Origin of the sequence: Longivirga aurantiaca (assembly GCF_042660085.1) — a bacterium.
GTDB lineage: Bacteria > Actinomycetota > Actinomycetes > S36-B12 > CAIYMF01 > Longivirga > Longivirga aurantiaca.
Genome location: NZ_JBHSTI010000002.1, coordinates 218,213 through 232,468 on the forward strand (window position 1 = coordinate 218,213; position 14,256 = coordinate 232,468).

Below are 14,256 nucleotides of genomic sequence, written 5' to 3' on the forward strand. Positions count from 1 at the left end.
GTGGGCGGAGCGGGCCGGTGCGTGTGCGGGGCGGGATTATCCGATAGGCGGGGCGGTCTGGGACACTTCACGGCGGGATTCGGGCGCCCCGGCAGGAGCCGGGGCGCGGAGCGCAGAGGACGGACGTCGTGAGCGGAACGTGGGTGGTCGTCCCTGCGTTCGACGAGGCGGAGAACCTCGAGGTCCTGGTCCCGCGCATCCTCGACCACCTCGACCTCATCCCCGGCGGCGGCCATGTGCTCGTCGTCGACGACGGCTCGCGCGACTCCACGCCCGACGTCATGGCCAAGCTCTGCGCCGACAACGACCGGGTCCACGTCGACCGTTCGGTGCGCAACCGCGGCAAGGCCGCGGCGATGCAGCGCGGATTCGCCCTCGCGATCGATGAGGGCGCCACCGCGATCGTGATGATGGACGCCGACGGCCAGGACGACCCGGCCGAGCTGCCGCGCCTCGTGGCTCGGCTCGACGACGGCTTCGACCTCGTCACCGGTGCCCGCGTCGAGCGCAACGACCGCTTCGTCAAGCGGCACACCTCACGCCTCTACAACTGGGCGACCGGCCGTCTGTCGGGCGCGCCCGGCCGTGACTTCAACTCCGGCTTCAAGGCCATGCGGCCCGACGTCGCCCGCGATGTGAGCCCGATGCTGTACGGCGAGCTGCACCGGTACGTCACGGTCATCGCGCACTGGCTCGGCTACCGCATCACCGAGGAGCCGGTGCAGCACCACGAGCGGATGTTCGGTAAGTCGAAGTACGGGATCGCCCGCTTCTTCCGCGGCTTCATGGACCTCATGACGGTGCGCTTCCTCATGAGCTACGAGCACCGGCCCTCGCACCTGTTCGGCGGCATCGGCATCGTCTCCTTCCTGCTCGGCGGCGCAGTCCTCGCCTACCTCACGGTGCTGCGGTTCCTCGGCCAGACCATCGGCGACCGGCCGCTGCTCATCGCCGGCGTGCTGCTCGTCGTCGTCGGCGTCCAGCTGCTGCTGTTCGGCCTGCTGGCCGAGCTCGTGGTCTACAACCGGCAGCGGGACGGGCGCACCAAGCCGTGAGCGTCCGCCTCGAGGCCCGCCCTCCGGGCGACGCGGTGGCACGGCGGGTCGACCCGCGAGTCCCGACCGCGCTCCTCGTCGTCGCCGGGGCCGTCCTGGCCTTCAACGTCGTGGTCCTGTTCCTCGGCGCGTGGTCGATCGGGGTGACGACCGACGAGCCGATCCACGTCGACCGGCTCCAGCACTGGTTCGACCTCGGCTGGTACGTGCCCGACAGCCAGATGGACGGCGTCGAGCCCGATCAGGGTCTGTCCGGCATCTACGTCTACGGCCCCGTGGCCGCGCTCGTGGCCCATCTCGTCTCGGTCCTCAGCGGCACCGAGGCGTGGGGCACCGTCTCCGGCGCGCCCGAGGCGTACGCGACCCGGCACCTCGCGGTGGCGCTCTTCAGCGTGCTCGGCCTCGCCGCGGTCGCGGCGACCACCCGGCTCCTCCTGCGCTCGTGGCGCTGGGCGCTGATCGCCGCTGCGGTGCTCTCGGCCGTCCCGACCTGGACAGGCCACGGCATGTTCAACATCAAGGACACGCCGGTCGCCGCGGGCTACACCGTCGCGACGCTGGGCCTCGTCGCGCTCTCCCGACCGTCCGCGCCCGGGTCGCGCCGTCTGCGGCTGCTCGGTGCGGGAGCGCTCGCGCTGGGCGTCACCGTCCTGGTCGGTACGCGCCCCGGCACCTGGGTGGCCCTGCTGCTCGGCGTCGGCTTCATGCTCGTGCTCACGTGGATCGTCGACCTGCTCGGTCCCGATCGCGCGCTCGCCGGCCATGCCCTGCGCCGCCGTGCTGCGGGCGCCGCGTCCGGGCTGGCGCTCGGATGGCTCGTCCTGCTCGTCGCGTACCCGAAGGTGTTCGGCGTCCCCGCACGGCTCGTCGCAGCCTTCGCCGACTCGGCCGACTACCCGTGGAAAGACACCATCCTCACCGCGGGCATCACGATGTCGATGCCGCCGCCGCCGGCGTACCTGCCCCTGTGGTTCGGCGCCCAGACGCCTGTGGTGATCTTCGTCCTCGCGATTGTCGGCGTCCTCAGCCCGGTCGTCCTGCTGCTGCCGCGGCTGCGCCGTGGGGGCACGGCGGACGACGTCGCGCTCGGCACCGGTCAGGCCCTGGTCTCGGTGCAGGCGCTCCTGCTGCCGCTCGGCGCGGTCGTCACGAGCGCGGTGCTCTACGACGGCACGCGCCAGGTGCTGTTCGTCCTGCCGGCCTTCGCCGTGTCCGCCACGGTGGCGACCTGGCTCCTGCTGCGCAGGCTCGAAGCGCCGCGCTGGCGGACCGCGCTGGTGTGGGCCCTCGGCATCTCGCTCGTGGTGCCGACCGCATCGGCCGCGCGGCTCTTCCCCTACAGCTACTCGTGGTTCAACGGCGTCACGTCCGCCTTCCCGGTCGACGGCGCGTGGATGACCGACTACTGGTCGGCGAGCAACCGCGAGGTCATCCCGCTGGTGCCCGCCGGCGACGAGCAGAGCTGTCACGAGTGGACGCCGGGCGAGCGGCTTCTCCCCTGCGACGACTTCGCCGAGCAGGCCGTGTTCTGGCCCACCGTCGGCACCGAGGCAGCCGCGGAGGCGCTCGCCCCGGGCGAGTACGTCCAGCTCTCGTTCAACCGCGGCAGCGTGAACCCGCCCGAGGGCTGCACCCAGGTCGCCGCCGTCGACCGGCCGTTGTTCGCGCGCCGCATCACCATGAGCTTCGTCATGCGCTGCGACGTGCCGCTCCAGCCCTATCCGGCGGGCGGGATCGACGCGGCCTCGAACGGCGACCCCTACCTCCTCTGGGGCTGGCAGGCAGAGCCGATGCCCGACGTCGCCTGGGCCGACGGCTCCCACGCAGACGTCGGCTTCACGCTGCCGGCGACCGCGACGGCCGGCGACGTGCTCGTCATGCTCGACGCCGCACCCGTCCTGCCCGAGGGCGCGACCACCACGACGCTCGAGGTGCTCGTCAACGGCGAGCCCGTCGGACGCTTCTCGTACGCCGACGACGCGATGCGCACGCTCACCGTGCGGGTGCCGTCGTCGGTCGCGGGGTCGCTGGGCGACGGCCGGGTCGTCGTGCGGCTCGCCGTACCGGCTGACGACGCCCCCGCGGCGGCCGGCGTGGAGCAGCGCACGCTGCGCCTCGGTAGCGTTCGGGTCGAGCCGGCGGACGGAGCAGGATCGTGAAGGACCTCTACGTGCGCGGTGTTCGCGGCGTGCGCTCGGGCCTGGAGCAGGTCGGCCTCCTCGACCCGCTCGACCGCTGGGCCGCGCGGTCCGACGCCGGCGCCTGGACCCGCTCGCTGCTCGCCGTCTACGACCTGCACGACCTCATCGCCCTCGACGTGCCGTGGTGGACGTACGAGGCGGCGGGCAAGGTCGCCCGCTTCCTCGCCTCACGTGACGACGCACGCGTGCTCGAGTGGGGGTCGGGCGCCTCGTCGGTGTGGCTCGCCCGTCGGGCCGGCTCGGTCACCTCGATCGAGCACGACCCCGAGTGGGCTGCGGAGATCGCACCGGTCCTGCCGTCCAACGCGCAGGTGATCGCGGTGCCGCCCACGCTCGCCTCGCAGAGCAGCGAGCCGATCCGCTCGGCCAAGAAGGGCTTCGAGGGCCTGGACTTCCGCGACTACGTCGAGGCGATCGATCGTCAGCACGGCGACTTCGACCTCGTCGTCGTCGACGGGCGTGCGCGCGAGGCATGCCTCGCCCGTGCCATCGAGCGGGTCGTCCCCGGCGGGATGATCGTGGTCGACAACGTCGAACGCGCCCGCTACCGCGCGGCGATCGCCCGCCTCGGTACCCGCGTGACCGTCGACTGGACCTCCGGGCTCACGCCGTCCCTCCCGTACCCGACGCGCACGGCGCTGCTGCGGCCCGAGGCGTGAGCGAGCCCGACCACGTGGCCGACGATCCGGGTGCCCCGAGCCCGTCCGCGCGAGGGCGGTGGCTCGTGGTCGCCCGGGTGGCGTTCCTGCTCGCGGCGGTCGGCTTCGGCTGGCTCTGGCTGCGCGACGACTGGGACGACGTGGTCGCCGCGGTCGCGAGCGTCGGCCCCGCGTCGTGGGCCCGGGCGCTCATCGAGGTACTCCTCGGCCTGCTCCTGACCGGCTTCGTGTGGACCCTGGGCCTGCGTCGCTTCGGCCACGACGTGCCGAAGGGGGCAGCGCTGTCGGTCTTCTTCGTGGGCCAGCTCGGCAAGTACATCCCTGGATCGGTGTGGTCGCTCGGCGCGCAGGCGCAGATGGCCACGCGGTACGGCGTCCCCCCGCGCACGACGGTGGTCGCAGGGCTGGTGTTCCTCGGCTGGAACGTCGTCACCGCGGTGCTCGTCACGGCGTTGGGCGCTCTGCGCGGGCTCGTCGACCTCCCGGTGCCGGGCTGGCTGCTCATCGTGGCGGCGATGGCTGCACTGGCCTGCCTCACGCCGCGCGTGGTCAACGCCGCCGGTTCGTGGGCCGCCGGCGAGGGCAGGCGGCTCGTGCTCGGCGGGGGCGACTGCATCCTGGTCACGGTCGCGCTGATGGCGACGTGGCTGCTGTACGGCATGGCGCTGTACGCCGTGTCGCCCGGGCTGAGCAACAGCGAGTACTACTACCCGGACGACTACGGCCCGGGCGCTGCCATGGTGGCCTTCACCGCGGCGTACGCCGTCGGCGTCCTGGTAGTCCTCGCGCCCGCCGGGCTCGGCGCGCGCGAGGCGATCCTGACGCTGCTGCTCACGCCCTTCCTCGGCGTCGCCGGGGCCGCCGCTGCGGCGCTGCTCACCCGCGTGGTGCACACGGTCGCCGACTTCTCCATGGCGGGCGCAGCCTGGGTGCTCGGCCGCGGCTCGGCCCGGCCGACGCCTCCGGAGTGACAGGGGCGGGAACACGGCGCCCGTGCTCCGGCGTTGCCCCGACGACGTGAGGAGAGGGCGATGACAGCGGTCGAAGTGCTCGACGGGCGCGAGGCGCAGGTCGGCAAGTTCACGGTGCGACGGGTGCTCCCCACGCGGCCGCTGCGCACCGTCGGCGCCTGGTGCTTCGCCGACCACATGGGCCCTGCCGAGGTGACCGAGACCTCCGGCCTCGACGTCGGACCGCACCCGCACACCGGCCTGCAGACCGTGACGTGGCTGATGTCGGGCGAGGCCCTGCACAAGGACTCGCTCGGGTCGGAGCAGCTCATCCGCCCCGGTCAGCTCAACCTCATGACGGCCGGTCGCGGCATCGTGCACGCCGAGGAGGCCACCGGCACCTACCGCGGCACCTTGCACGGCGTCCAGCTCTGGGTAGCGCAGCCCGACCGCCTCCGGCACGGAGACCCTGCCTTCGCCCACCACGCGGAGCTCCCGGTGGTGGAGCACGGCGTGGCCTCCGCCACGGTGCTGGCCGGATCGTTCCTCGGCGCCACGTCTCCGGCCGCGTTCGTGACCGACCTGCTGGGGCTCGATCTCGTCCTGCGCCCAGGCAGCAGCACGCTGCCGCTGCGGCCGGACTTCGAGCACGCCGTCGTCGCGCTCGACGGCGAGGTGCTGGTCGGGGGAGCGGTCGCCCGCCCGGGCCAGATCGCGTGGCTCGGCGTCGGTCGGTCCGAGGTGGAGGTGCAGGCACGCGACCAGTCGCGCGTGCTCGTGCTGGGCGGGGTCCCGTTCCCGGAGAAGCTGTTCATGTGGTGGAACTTCGTGGCCCGCTCGGCCGACGAGGTGTCGGGGTTCTACTCCGACTGGCGCGACCGCGGGGAGCGCTTCGCCGCGGTCGACTCCGCCCTCGAGCGGATCCCGGCGCCGACCCCGCCGTGGGAGCCGGTCCGCGTGCGACCTGCCCCCTGACCTCGATCAGGTCGGGAACGTGAACCCTCGCGCGACGACGCGCTCGAACGCGTCGACGACGTCGGCGTCGAACAGCGATCCGCGGCCTTCGCTCAGCACCGCACGGGCGCGCGTGTCTCCGGGCGCGGTGCGGTAGGGGCGGTCGTTGGCCATCGCCTCGTAGAGGTCGGCGACGGCGATGATGCGCGACTCGAGCAGGATCGCGTCGCCGCGGAGGCCGAGCGGGTAGCCCGTCCCGTCCATCCGCTCGTGGTGCTGGTGGATCATCTCGGCGATCGGCCACGGCCAGGGGAACCGGCTGGCGATCGTCCACCCGGTCGTGGGGTGCGCCTTGAGGACCTCCCACTCGTCGCCGGTCAGCGGGCCTGTCTTGCCGAGGGTGCTGTGCGAGATGGAGATCTTGCCGAGGTCGTGGATGGACGCCCCGAGCACGAGGCCCTGGATCCTGTCCTCGTCGAGCCCGAGGTCGCGACCGATGGCCTCGGCCAGGACTCCGACGTGCGACTGGTGCCCTGCGGTGTACGGGTCGCGCGACTCGACCGCGGCGGCGAGGACGAACACCGAGCTCTTCAGCGCCTCGGTGAGGCGCACGGCGTCCCGCAGGCGCTCGATGCCGTAGCCGATGTCGGCGGCGAGGTCCTCGAGCAGGCCCTGCGACACCTGGTCGAACGCGTGCTGCTCGTAGGCGTAGACCATGAGGGCGCCGTCGGTCACTCCGTCGACGTCGACGGGCAGCGAGATGGAGGAGCGGATGCCGCGGCTCTCGGCCGCCTCGCGCCACGGCGAGTAGTCGGCGTCGACGAAGGACTGCTTCACCTGGGTCCGGCGGGTGCGGATCGCGGTGCCCGTCGGGCCACGGCCCGTCGCGCTGTCGTCCCAGGTGATGACGACCTCGTCGACGTAGCCCGCGAGCTCGCCGGCACGCGCGACGGGCTGCACGGTGCGGCGTTCGTCGGTCACGGCGCGGCCGTACCAGGCGAGGGCATAGCTGCCGGCCTCGACCGCCGTGCTGCACATGTCGTCGAGCAGGCCTTGCTCGTCGCGCGCGCGGACCAGGACGCCGTTCCCGCGGGAGAGGGTGGCGAGGGCGCGCAGGGTGGAGGTGGCCTCATGGGTGTCGCGGATGGCCGCGAAGGCCCCGACCACCTGGCCCTGCGCGTCGTGGGAGGGGCGGGCGCGGATCGTCACGTGCCGGTAGCCGCCGCCGGCGGCACGCACGCGGCAGGAGAGGCGGTCGATGACCGCGTCCTCGGTGTACAGCCGGGCGCGCTCCGCGAGGACCCGCTCGACGTCGTCCGGGTGGACGAAGGCCATGATCGAGTGGCCCGTCAGCTCCTCAGGCTTCCAGCCGAGCAGATCTGTGACGTTGGGCGCCACCCACTCGATCACGCCGTCGGGCGTCGTCTGGTAGATGACGTCGCCCTGGTCGGCGATGAGGCGCAGGTCGTCGAGCCCGGTGGAGCGCCGTGGCAGATGTGCCGTGACCGGCCGCGCGCCCATCGCTGCTCCTTGCCCCGAAGGCCTTCATGATCGTGCACGGTGCGTGACGGTGGCTAGCGCTGCGCGACCTTCTCTCCCTCGGTACACGATCGGGTGCCGCCTCGAGTGCCTGATGGGGCAGAGCAGTAGCACGAAGTGACCAGTGAGGGCGTCAGGAGGTGCGGTCGGGGTTCTCCTGCGCGTGGTCAGCCAGCACGGTCAGAACGCGCTCGAGATAGCGCTCGACGGCCGCGCGCTCGCGCGGTGTCATGGGGTCCTCCGCGGCGACCAGGTCGGTCACGAGCGGGGCGACCTGGGCGATGACGGCGCCTGCGCCCTGCTGGGTGGGCCGCACGACGCGACGGCGCCGGTCCTCGGGGTCGGACTCGCGGGCCACGTGCCCCGCCTCCTCGAGGCGGTCGACGAGCACGGTGGCCGAGGCCGAGGTCATGTGCAGGCGTCGGGAGAGCTCGACCGGGCCCATGGGCTCGGACATGAGGTGCTCCATGGCGTCGACCTCGCTCGGGTTGAGGCCGAGCCGGCGGGCCATCGCGAGACGGGTCTCGCCGGTCAGGTGGAGGACGTCGTACAGCAGCGTGGCGACGCGGCTCGTCGGCCACGCGGCCTCGGGGTGCGCACTGCCCGTCATTGATGTACTCTCCACTATCGCTAGACAGTCTAGTGATAAGGCTGTCACGTCATGTGATGTTCTCGGGAGATACTAGTGAACGTTCCGACCGGACACCTCGCATCTCGAGGCCGTGCGCTCCTGCTCCTCCTGGCGGTCCTCGTCGTGGTGGGCGCGGTCTTCGCGATCCCCACGCCGGACAAGGTCGAGCGCCTCGTGCCGTCTGGCCTTCCGGCGTCGTACCAGTCGACCGAGGCCCAGCTGCGCCAGGACCAGCTCCCCGACGAGGGCGTCGCCCCGGCGTTCGTGGTGGTGAGCCGCGAGGACGGCGGCACCCTCACGGAGGCCGACAAGGCTGCGGTCGCGGCCATCTCCGAGGCGGTCGCCCCCCTGGGGGTGCAGGGGCCGCCGACGACGACGGAGATCTCCGCCGACGGGACGGTTGCCAAGACTCCCGTGTACGTCGACACGTCCGGAGAGATCCTCGACGTGGCCGACGATGTGGCAGCTATCCGCGAGGAGGCCCGAGCCGACGTCCCTGCCGGTCTCGTGGTGCAGGTGACCGGCCCTCCTGCGTTCCAGGCCGACATCGCAGCGGTGTTCGAGGGCGCGAACGTGACGCTCCTCGCCGCGACAGCGCTCGTGGTGGCCGTGCTCCTGCTCATCACCTACCGCAGCCCGTGGCTCTGGATCGTCCCCCTCGTGACCGTCGGCATCGCCGAGCAGTTCACGCTCAAGGTCGTCGGCCTGTTCGCGCCCCAGTTCGGCATCGTGGTCGACGAGTCCGCGGTCGGGATCACGAGCGTGCTCGTCTTCGGCGCCGCGACCGACTACGCGCTGCTGCTGATCGCCCGCTACCGCGACCGCCTGCGCACCGATGAGAGCCGCTTCGACGCCATGCGCTATGCCGTGCGGCGCACGGCCGAGCCGATCCTGGCCTCGGGAGCGACCGTCACCCTCGCCCTGCTCACCCTGCTGCTGGCCGAGCAGGAGACGCTGCGCGGCCTCGGCTTCGCCGCCGCCATCGGTGTCGTGGTTGCAGTGCTCACCGGGCTCATCGTGCTTCCCGCGGCGATGGTCGTCTTCGGCCGCGGCCTGTTCTGGCCGTTCGTCCCGCGCGTGGGCGACGTCGCCCGCGAGGGCAAGGTGTGGGGCCGCATCGGCGAGGCCGTGAAGCGTCGTCCCAACATCGTGGGCGTCGGTGCCACGGTGTTCCTCGTCGTCCTCTCGCTCGGGTCGATCGGCATCAGCGTGGGCCTCACCCAGAACGAGCAGTTCCGCGTGAAGCCCGAGGCCGTCGCCGGCCAGGACACGATCGCGCGGGCGTTCCCTGCAGGCAGCTCCCAGCCCGTGGCGGTCATGACGAACCCGGGTTCGGTCGCTGCGGTCACCGCGGCGGTCGAAGGGCTCGACGGCGTCTCGTCCGTGACCCCCGGCCCCGCCGAGGGCGACATCGCTCAGGTGAACGTCGTGCTCGACTCCGACCCCGGCAGCGACGAGTCGTTCGACTCGGTGCGCGAGATCCGGGCCGCGGTCGCCGAGGTGGACGGTGCCGACGCGGTCGTGGGTGGCGAGACTGCGACGTTGTTGGATGCCAACGAGGCAGCACTGCGCGACGCGAAGCTGATCATCCCGATCGTGCTCGTGCTGGTGCTGCTCGTCCTGGTGCTGCTGCTGCGGGCGCTGCTTGCGCCGGTGCTGCTGGTCGCGACCGTGCTGCTCACGTTCTTCGCCGCGCTCGGCACGTCGTGGCTGATCTTCCAGAACGTGCTCGGCTACCCGGCGCTCGACAACGGCGTGCTGCTGCTGTCGTTCATCTTCCTGGTGGCGCTCGGCGTCGACTACAACATCTTCCTCGCGACCCGTGCGCGCGAGGAGGCGATGGTGAGCGACACCCGCAGCGGGATGCTCACGGCGCTCAAGGCGACAGGCGGCGTCATCACCTCGGCGGGAATCCTGCTCGCGGCGGTGTTCGCGGTGCTCGGCGTGCTGCCGCTCATCGCGCTCGCTCAGATCGGCATCATCGTCGGCATCGGAGTGCTGCTCGACACCCTGCTCGTGCGGACGGTGCTCGTGCCGGCGCTGGCGTTCGTGTTCGGCGAGCGCTTCTGGTGGCCGGGCAGGGTCGACGGGCGCGAGCTGCAGGGCTCCGACCCGGACCCGGACGTGACCGAGCCCGTACCGGTCTCGTCCTGACAGTCGAAGGCCCGCCACCGTCCCTGGGGGGACACGGTGGCGGGCCTTCCTGCGTCAGGAGCCGGACTGGTCCTTGAGCAGCCTCCGCAGGATCTTGCCGGAGGCCGACTTCGGGATCTCGGTGGCGACGACGACCTGGCGGATCTGCTTGTAGTGCGCGACGCGCTCGGCGACGAACGCCATGACCTCGTCCGTGTCGAGCTCAACGCCGGGGCGAGGCACGACGTGCGCGACCGGGATCTCGCCGTGCTCCTCGTCGGGGAGTCCCACGACGGCGGCGTCGGCGATCCCGGGGTGGGTGAGCAGCAGTGCCTCGAGCTCGGCCGGCGGCACCTGGAAGCCGCTGTACTTGATGAGCTCCTTGAGGCGGTCGACGATCCAGAGGTGGCCGTCGGCGTCGATGTGCCCGATGTCGCCGGTGTGCAGCCAGCCGTCCGGGTCGATGGTCGACGCGGTCGCGGACGGGTTGCCGAGGTAGCCGTGCATGACCTGCGGGCCCTGGATGCAGAGCTCGCCGTCCTCGTCGACGCCGAGCTCCTTGCCCGTGGCCGGGTCGACGACCTTCGAGACCGTGTTGGGCGCCGTGACGCCGCACGAGCCCGGCTTGAACATGCCGGGCGGGGTCAGGTGGGACACCGGCGACAGCTCGGTCATGCCGTAGCCCTGCACGACGTCGCAGCCCAGCCGGGCACCGGCCTCCAGCGACAGCTCGGCCGACAGCGGCGCGGCGCCCGAGAAGACCTGGCGTAGCGCGGACAGGTCGTAGTTGTCGACCATCGGGTGCTTGGCCAGGGCCACGACGATGGGCGGCGCGACGAAGGAGCGCGTGATCCCGTGCTGCTGGTGCAGCGAGAGGAACTGCTCGAGGTCGAACCTGGGCATCGTGATGATCGTGATGCCGGCACGCAGGCCGGTGTTCATGAGCACCTGCATGCCGTAGATGTGGAAGAACGGCAGCACGGCGATGAACGTCTCGTCCTCGCGGATGTCGGCGGCGTCCAGCACCTGTGCGACGTTGGCGACGAGGTTGCCGTGGCTGAGCATGACGCCCTTGTTCACGCCCGTCGTGCCCGACGAGTACGGCAGCACGACGAGGGTGTCGGACGTGACGGGCACCTGCTCGGCGAGCGGCGCGCCGAACAGCGCCGTCACCGGCGTCGCGCCCTCGGCCTCGCCGAGGACGAAGATCTCCTTCACCGAGGTGCCCTCGGCGCCCTTCGTGGCGACCTCGAGGAACATCGGGATGGTGACGAGGATCGTCGCCTTCGAGTCGAGCAGCTGCTTGTTGACCTCGTAGTGCGTGTAGGTCGGGTTGATCGTCGTGACGACGCCGCCCGCCATGGCGACGCCGTGGAAGATCACGGCGTACTCGGGGATGTTGGGCGACATCAGCGCGAGGCACTCGCCCGGCGCGAAGCCGCGCGCCACGAGGCCGCCGGCCAGCATGCGGATGGCGCCGTCGAGCGCCGCGTACGTGATCGTCCGGCCCGTGGGGCCGTCGATGAGCGCGGGCTTGTCGCCGAGCTCGGCGGCCCGGGCGAGGACGTATCCGGTGAGCGGCACGTCGGGGATCTCGACATCGGGCAGGGGAGAGCTGAACACCATGGTGGTCTCCGGTCCGGTCGCGCTTCTGGGGTGAGCCGAAGCATGCCGCGACCGGCCGCGTCCCGCAGGGGAAAGCCGGAGTCGTGACCCGTCGTCTGCCGGATCTGACGGCGGTCAGACGGGCTCGAGCACCGCGCAGGTGCACGTGCGCAGCGGGGGGCACGCGCCGCACTCCGGCCCGCTCCGCCAGGCGAGGCGGGCGAGCACCAGTGCAGAGCCGACGGCGGCGATGGCGGCGTAGACGAGGTAGGCCGGGACGTCCGCCAGCACGCCGTACACGGCGCAGACGGCCGACTCGACGAGCAGCAGGATCCAGGCGCCGCGCGACACCCCCGACACGTCGGCGCTGCTCCAGGCCTTCCAGGCGGCCGGCGCGACGTACCAGAGGATCGAGCAGCCCAGGACGAGCGTGATCGGTGCGTCGCTGACGGGCACGAGGGCGGCGGCGGCCGCGATGGTCGCGGTCCAGGCCCAGGTCATCCAGAGGCCATCGCGCGAGGCGTGGCTGCGTAGCAGGACGACGAGCGCGGCGGTCAGGCCGGGGATCGCGGCACCCGAGGTCAGCACCACCCACAGGTCCTGCAGCCAGACGCCGTACGCGACCCACGCGAACGCCGACACGAGGGCGCAGCTGATGCCCGGCACCGAGACGCCCGCGACCGATCCGGTCCGGCGCACCTTCAGCCACTGCGGCACGCCGTACCCGAGGGCGAGCACGGTGGTGAGCACGCCGAAGACGACGACGAGGGTGTCGTGCTGCACGCCGTCCTCCTCGGTCATCGGCCGGAGGGCCGCGCGGTCTCGTCGTTGCTGACTCGCGAGTCAGGAACGCCCAGGATAGCCGGGGCGGGACGGTCCGCGCGAACGTGCGAGAGGCCCACGTGAGCCAGGCGACGGCGTGGCACGGCCTGATCGGTCGCGTGGGGGAGGCCGTTCGTGGCAACGTGGCCCCGACGCCCCGCCGACCCGGTGCGGCGTCGCTGGAGCCCGCGCCCGACGGAGGACCCGTGAGCATCACCGACGACGCCATCGCCTTCGAGCACGAGCACTGCGCCCACAACTACCACCCGCTGCCCGTGGTGATCAGCGAGGCGGAGGGCGCCTGGGTCACCGACATCGAGGGCCGCCGCTACCTCGACATGCTCTCCGCCTACAGCGCCATCAACTTCGGCCACGGGCACCCGGACCTGGTCGCGGCCGCCGAGAAGCAGCTGCACCGCGTCACGCTCACGAGCCGCGCCTTCCACAACGACCAGCTCGGGAAGTTCTGCGCCGACCTCGCGCGGCTCTCCCGGCACGACGCCGTGCTGCCGATGAACAGCGGCGCCGAGGGTGTGGAGACCGCGCTGAAGGTGGCCCGCAAGTGGGGCTACCAGAAGAAGGGTGTGCAGCACGACCGCGCGCAGATCATCGTGTGCGAGGGCAACTTCCACGGCCGCACAACGACCATCGTGTCCTTCTCCGACGACCCCGTCGCGCGCGACGACTACGGCCCCTACACGCCGGGCTTCGTCGCGGTGCCGTACGGCGACGTCGATGCGCTCGCCGCCGCGATCACCGACGACACGGTCGCGTTCCTCGTCGAGCCGATCCAGGGGGAGGCCGGCGTCGTCCTGCCTCCCACGGGCTACCTCGAGGCGGTGCGCGAGCTCTGCACCGAGCGCAACGTCCTCATGATCGCCGACGAGATCCAGGCCGGCATGGGCCGCGCGGGCGCGACCTTCGCCTGCGACCTCGTCGGCGTCCAGCCCGACATCCGCATCCTCGGCAAGGCGCTCGGCGGCGGCATCCTTCCTGTCTCGGCCGTGACGGCCGACTGGGACGTGCTCGGCGTCATCAAGCCGGGCGAGCACGGCAGCACCTTCGGCGGCAACCCGATGGCGGCAGCGGTCGGGATCGCGGTGGTGGCGCTGCTCGAGACGGGCGAGATGCAGGAGCGCAGCAAGCGTCTCGGTGAGCACGTGCTCGCGACGCTGCGCGGAGCGAACCTGCCGGGGGTCAAGGAGGTCCGCGGCAGCGGCCTGTGGTGGGCGGTCGAGCTCGACGGCACTGGGCGCACCGGGCGCGAGGTGAGCCTCGAGCTCCTCGCCCGCGGCATCCTCGCCAAGGACACGCACACCTGGACGATCCGCTTCGCGCCGCCGTTGGTGGTGTCCGAGGCGGACCTCGACGCCGCGCTCGCGACGATCATCGCAGTGCTCGAGGAGTCGGTCGTACCCCGATCGGCCGACAGCGCTCCCTGACCTGCTGAAACCGGGATGCGCCGTCCGTGGCGCCGACGTACCGTCCTTCTACACGTGAAGGGAGGTGGTCCGTTTCATGCATGCACATCGGACTCGTGAGGTGGCTGCCCGCTAGCCAGGACAGCCTGCTGACCGCGAGGTCGCGCCGTCCCCGGTAGCGATTCCACGGCAGTCACCGAGGCCCCCGGGTGCCGGCCCGTCCAGCCGGCCGTCACGCATCTGCGCGACGCCCGCCCGGGTGCCTACCCACGCCGTGACCCTGATC

Annotated in this window: 11 protein-coding genes; 7 read left to right on the forward strand and 4 right to left on the reverse strand. The window is 72.0% G+C overall.

Annotated elements, in window-relative coordinates; genetic code table 11:
• Positions 1-128: 128 nt before the first annotated feature.
• From ACFQGU_RS01195 to ACFQGU_RS01215, 5 genes are read left to right on the forward strand one after another with little or no spacing between them, the layout of a single operon-like run.
• Entirely contained in the window at positions 129-1,055 is a 927-nt protein-coding gene (locus tag ACFQGU_RS01195) for a glycosyltransferase family 2 protein (protein WP_386763520.1), read from the forward strand.
• Complete coding sequence (locus ACFQGU_RS01200; protein ID WP_386763521.1) at positions 1,052-3,214, forward strand: hypothetical protein; 2,163 nt, start codon at positions 1,052-1,054, stop codon at positions 3,212-3,214. The genes ACFQGU_RS01195 and ACFQGU_RS01200 overlap by 4 nt, the downstream gene beginning before the upstream one ends.
• Entirely contained in the window at positions 3,211-3,915 is a 705-nt protein-coding gene (locus ACFQGU_RS01205; RefSeq protein WP_386763522.1) for a class I SAM-dependent methyltransferase, read from the forward strand. The genes ACFQGU_RS01200 and ACFQGU_RS01205 overlap by 4 nt, the downstream gene beginning before the upstream one ends.
• Positions 3,912-4,886, forward strand: a complete 975-nt coding sequence (locus tag ACFQGU_RS01210) for a lysylphosphatidylglycerol synthase domain-containing protein (protein ID WP_386763523.1) — start codon at positions 3,912-3,914, stop codon at positions 4,884-4,886. The genes ACFQGU_RS01205 and ACFQGU_RS01210 overlap by 4 nt, the downstream gene beginning before the upstream one ends.
• Before the next feature lie 60 nt (positions 4,887-4,946).
• Complete coding sequence (locus tag ACFQGU_RS01215) at positions 4,947-5,840, forward strand: pirin family protein (RefSeq protein ID WP_386763524.1); 894 nt, start codon at positions 4,947-4,949, stop codon at positions 5,838-5,840.
• 6 nt (positions 5,841-5,846) lie between these two features.
• Here the strand turns inward: ACFQGU_RS01215 and ACFQGU_RS01220 are convergent, their stop codons facing one another.
• Positions 5,847-7,340: an HD domain-containing phosphohydrolase gene (locus ACFQGU_RS01220; protein ID WP_386763525.1), complete on the reverse strand. Its 1,494-nt coding sequence runs from the start codon at positions 7,338-7,340 to the stop codon at positions 5,847-5,849.
• A gap of 151 nt (positions 7,341-7,491) precedes the next feature.
• Complete coding sequence (locus ACFQGU_RS01225) at positions 7,492-7,968, reverse strand: MarR family winged helix-turn-helix transcriptional regulator (protein ID WP_386763526.1); 477 nt, start codon at positions 7,966-7,968, stop codon at positions 7,492-7,494.
• A gap of 75 nt (positions 7,969-8,043) precedes the next feature.
• Between ACFQGU_RS01225 and ACFQGU_RS01230 the strand changes: the two genes are divergently transcribed.
• Positions 8,044-10,143: an MMPL family transporter gene (locus ACFQGU_RS01230; RefSeq protein WP_386763527.1), complete on the forward strand. Its 2,100-nt coding sequence runs from the start codon at positions 8,044-8,046 to the stop codon at positions 10,141-10,143.
• A gap of 54 nt (positions 10,144-10,197) precedes the next feature.
• Here ACFQGU_RS01230 and ACFQGU_RS01235 read toward each other — a convergent pair whose 3' ends face one another.
• Positions 10,198-11,748, reverse strand: coding sequence for a 4-coumarate--CoA ligase family protein (locus ACFQGU_RS01235; protein WP_386763528.1), 1,551 nt, complete (start codon positions 11,746-11,748; stop codon positions 10,198-10,200).
• 114 nt (positions 11,749-11,862) lie between these two features.
• Positions 11,863-12,528, reverse strand: a complete 666-nt coding sequence (locus tag ACFQGU_RS01240; protein ID WP_386763529.1) for a SemiSWEET family transporter — start codon at positions 12,526-12,528, stop codon at positions 11,863-11,865.
• A 227-nt stretch (positions 12,529-12,755) separates the two neighbouring features.
• Between ACFQGU_RS01240 and rocD the strand changes: the two genes are divergently transcribed.
• Positions 12,756-13,991 carry an ornithine--oxo-acid transaminase gene (gene rocD / locus ACFQGU_RS01245; protein WP_386763530.1) on the forward strand — a complete coding sequence of 412 codons (1,236 nt, stop codon included), beginning with the start codon at positions 12,756-12,758 and terminating at the stop codon, positions 13,989-13,991.
• Positions 13,992-14,256 lie beyond the last annotated feature (265 nt).

Bases quoted from the DNA above. Each gene is read 5' to 3' on its own strand.
- ACFQGU_RS01220 (WP_386763525.1), bottom strand. From the start codon at position 7,340: ATGGGCGCGCGGCCGGTCACGGCACATCTGCCACGGCGCTCCACCGGG.
- ACFQGU_RS01225 (WP_386763526.1), bottom strand. From the start codon at position 7,968: ATGACGGGCAGTGCGCACCCCGAGGCCGCGTGGCCGACGAGCCGCGTC.
- ACFQGU_RS01235 (WP_386763528.1), bottom strand. From the start codon at position 11,748: ATGGTGTTCAGCTCTCCCCTGCCCGATGTCGAGATCCCCGACGTGCCG.
- ACFQGU_RS01215 (WP_386763524.1), top strand. From the start codon at position 4,947: ATGACAGCGGTCGAAGTGCTCGACGGGCGCGAGGCGCAGGTCGGCAAG.
- ACFQGU_RS01240 (WP_386763529.1), bottom strand. From the start codon at position 12,528: ATGACCGAGGAGGACGGCGTGCAGCACGACACCCTCGTCGTCGTCTTC.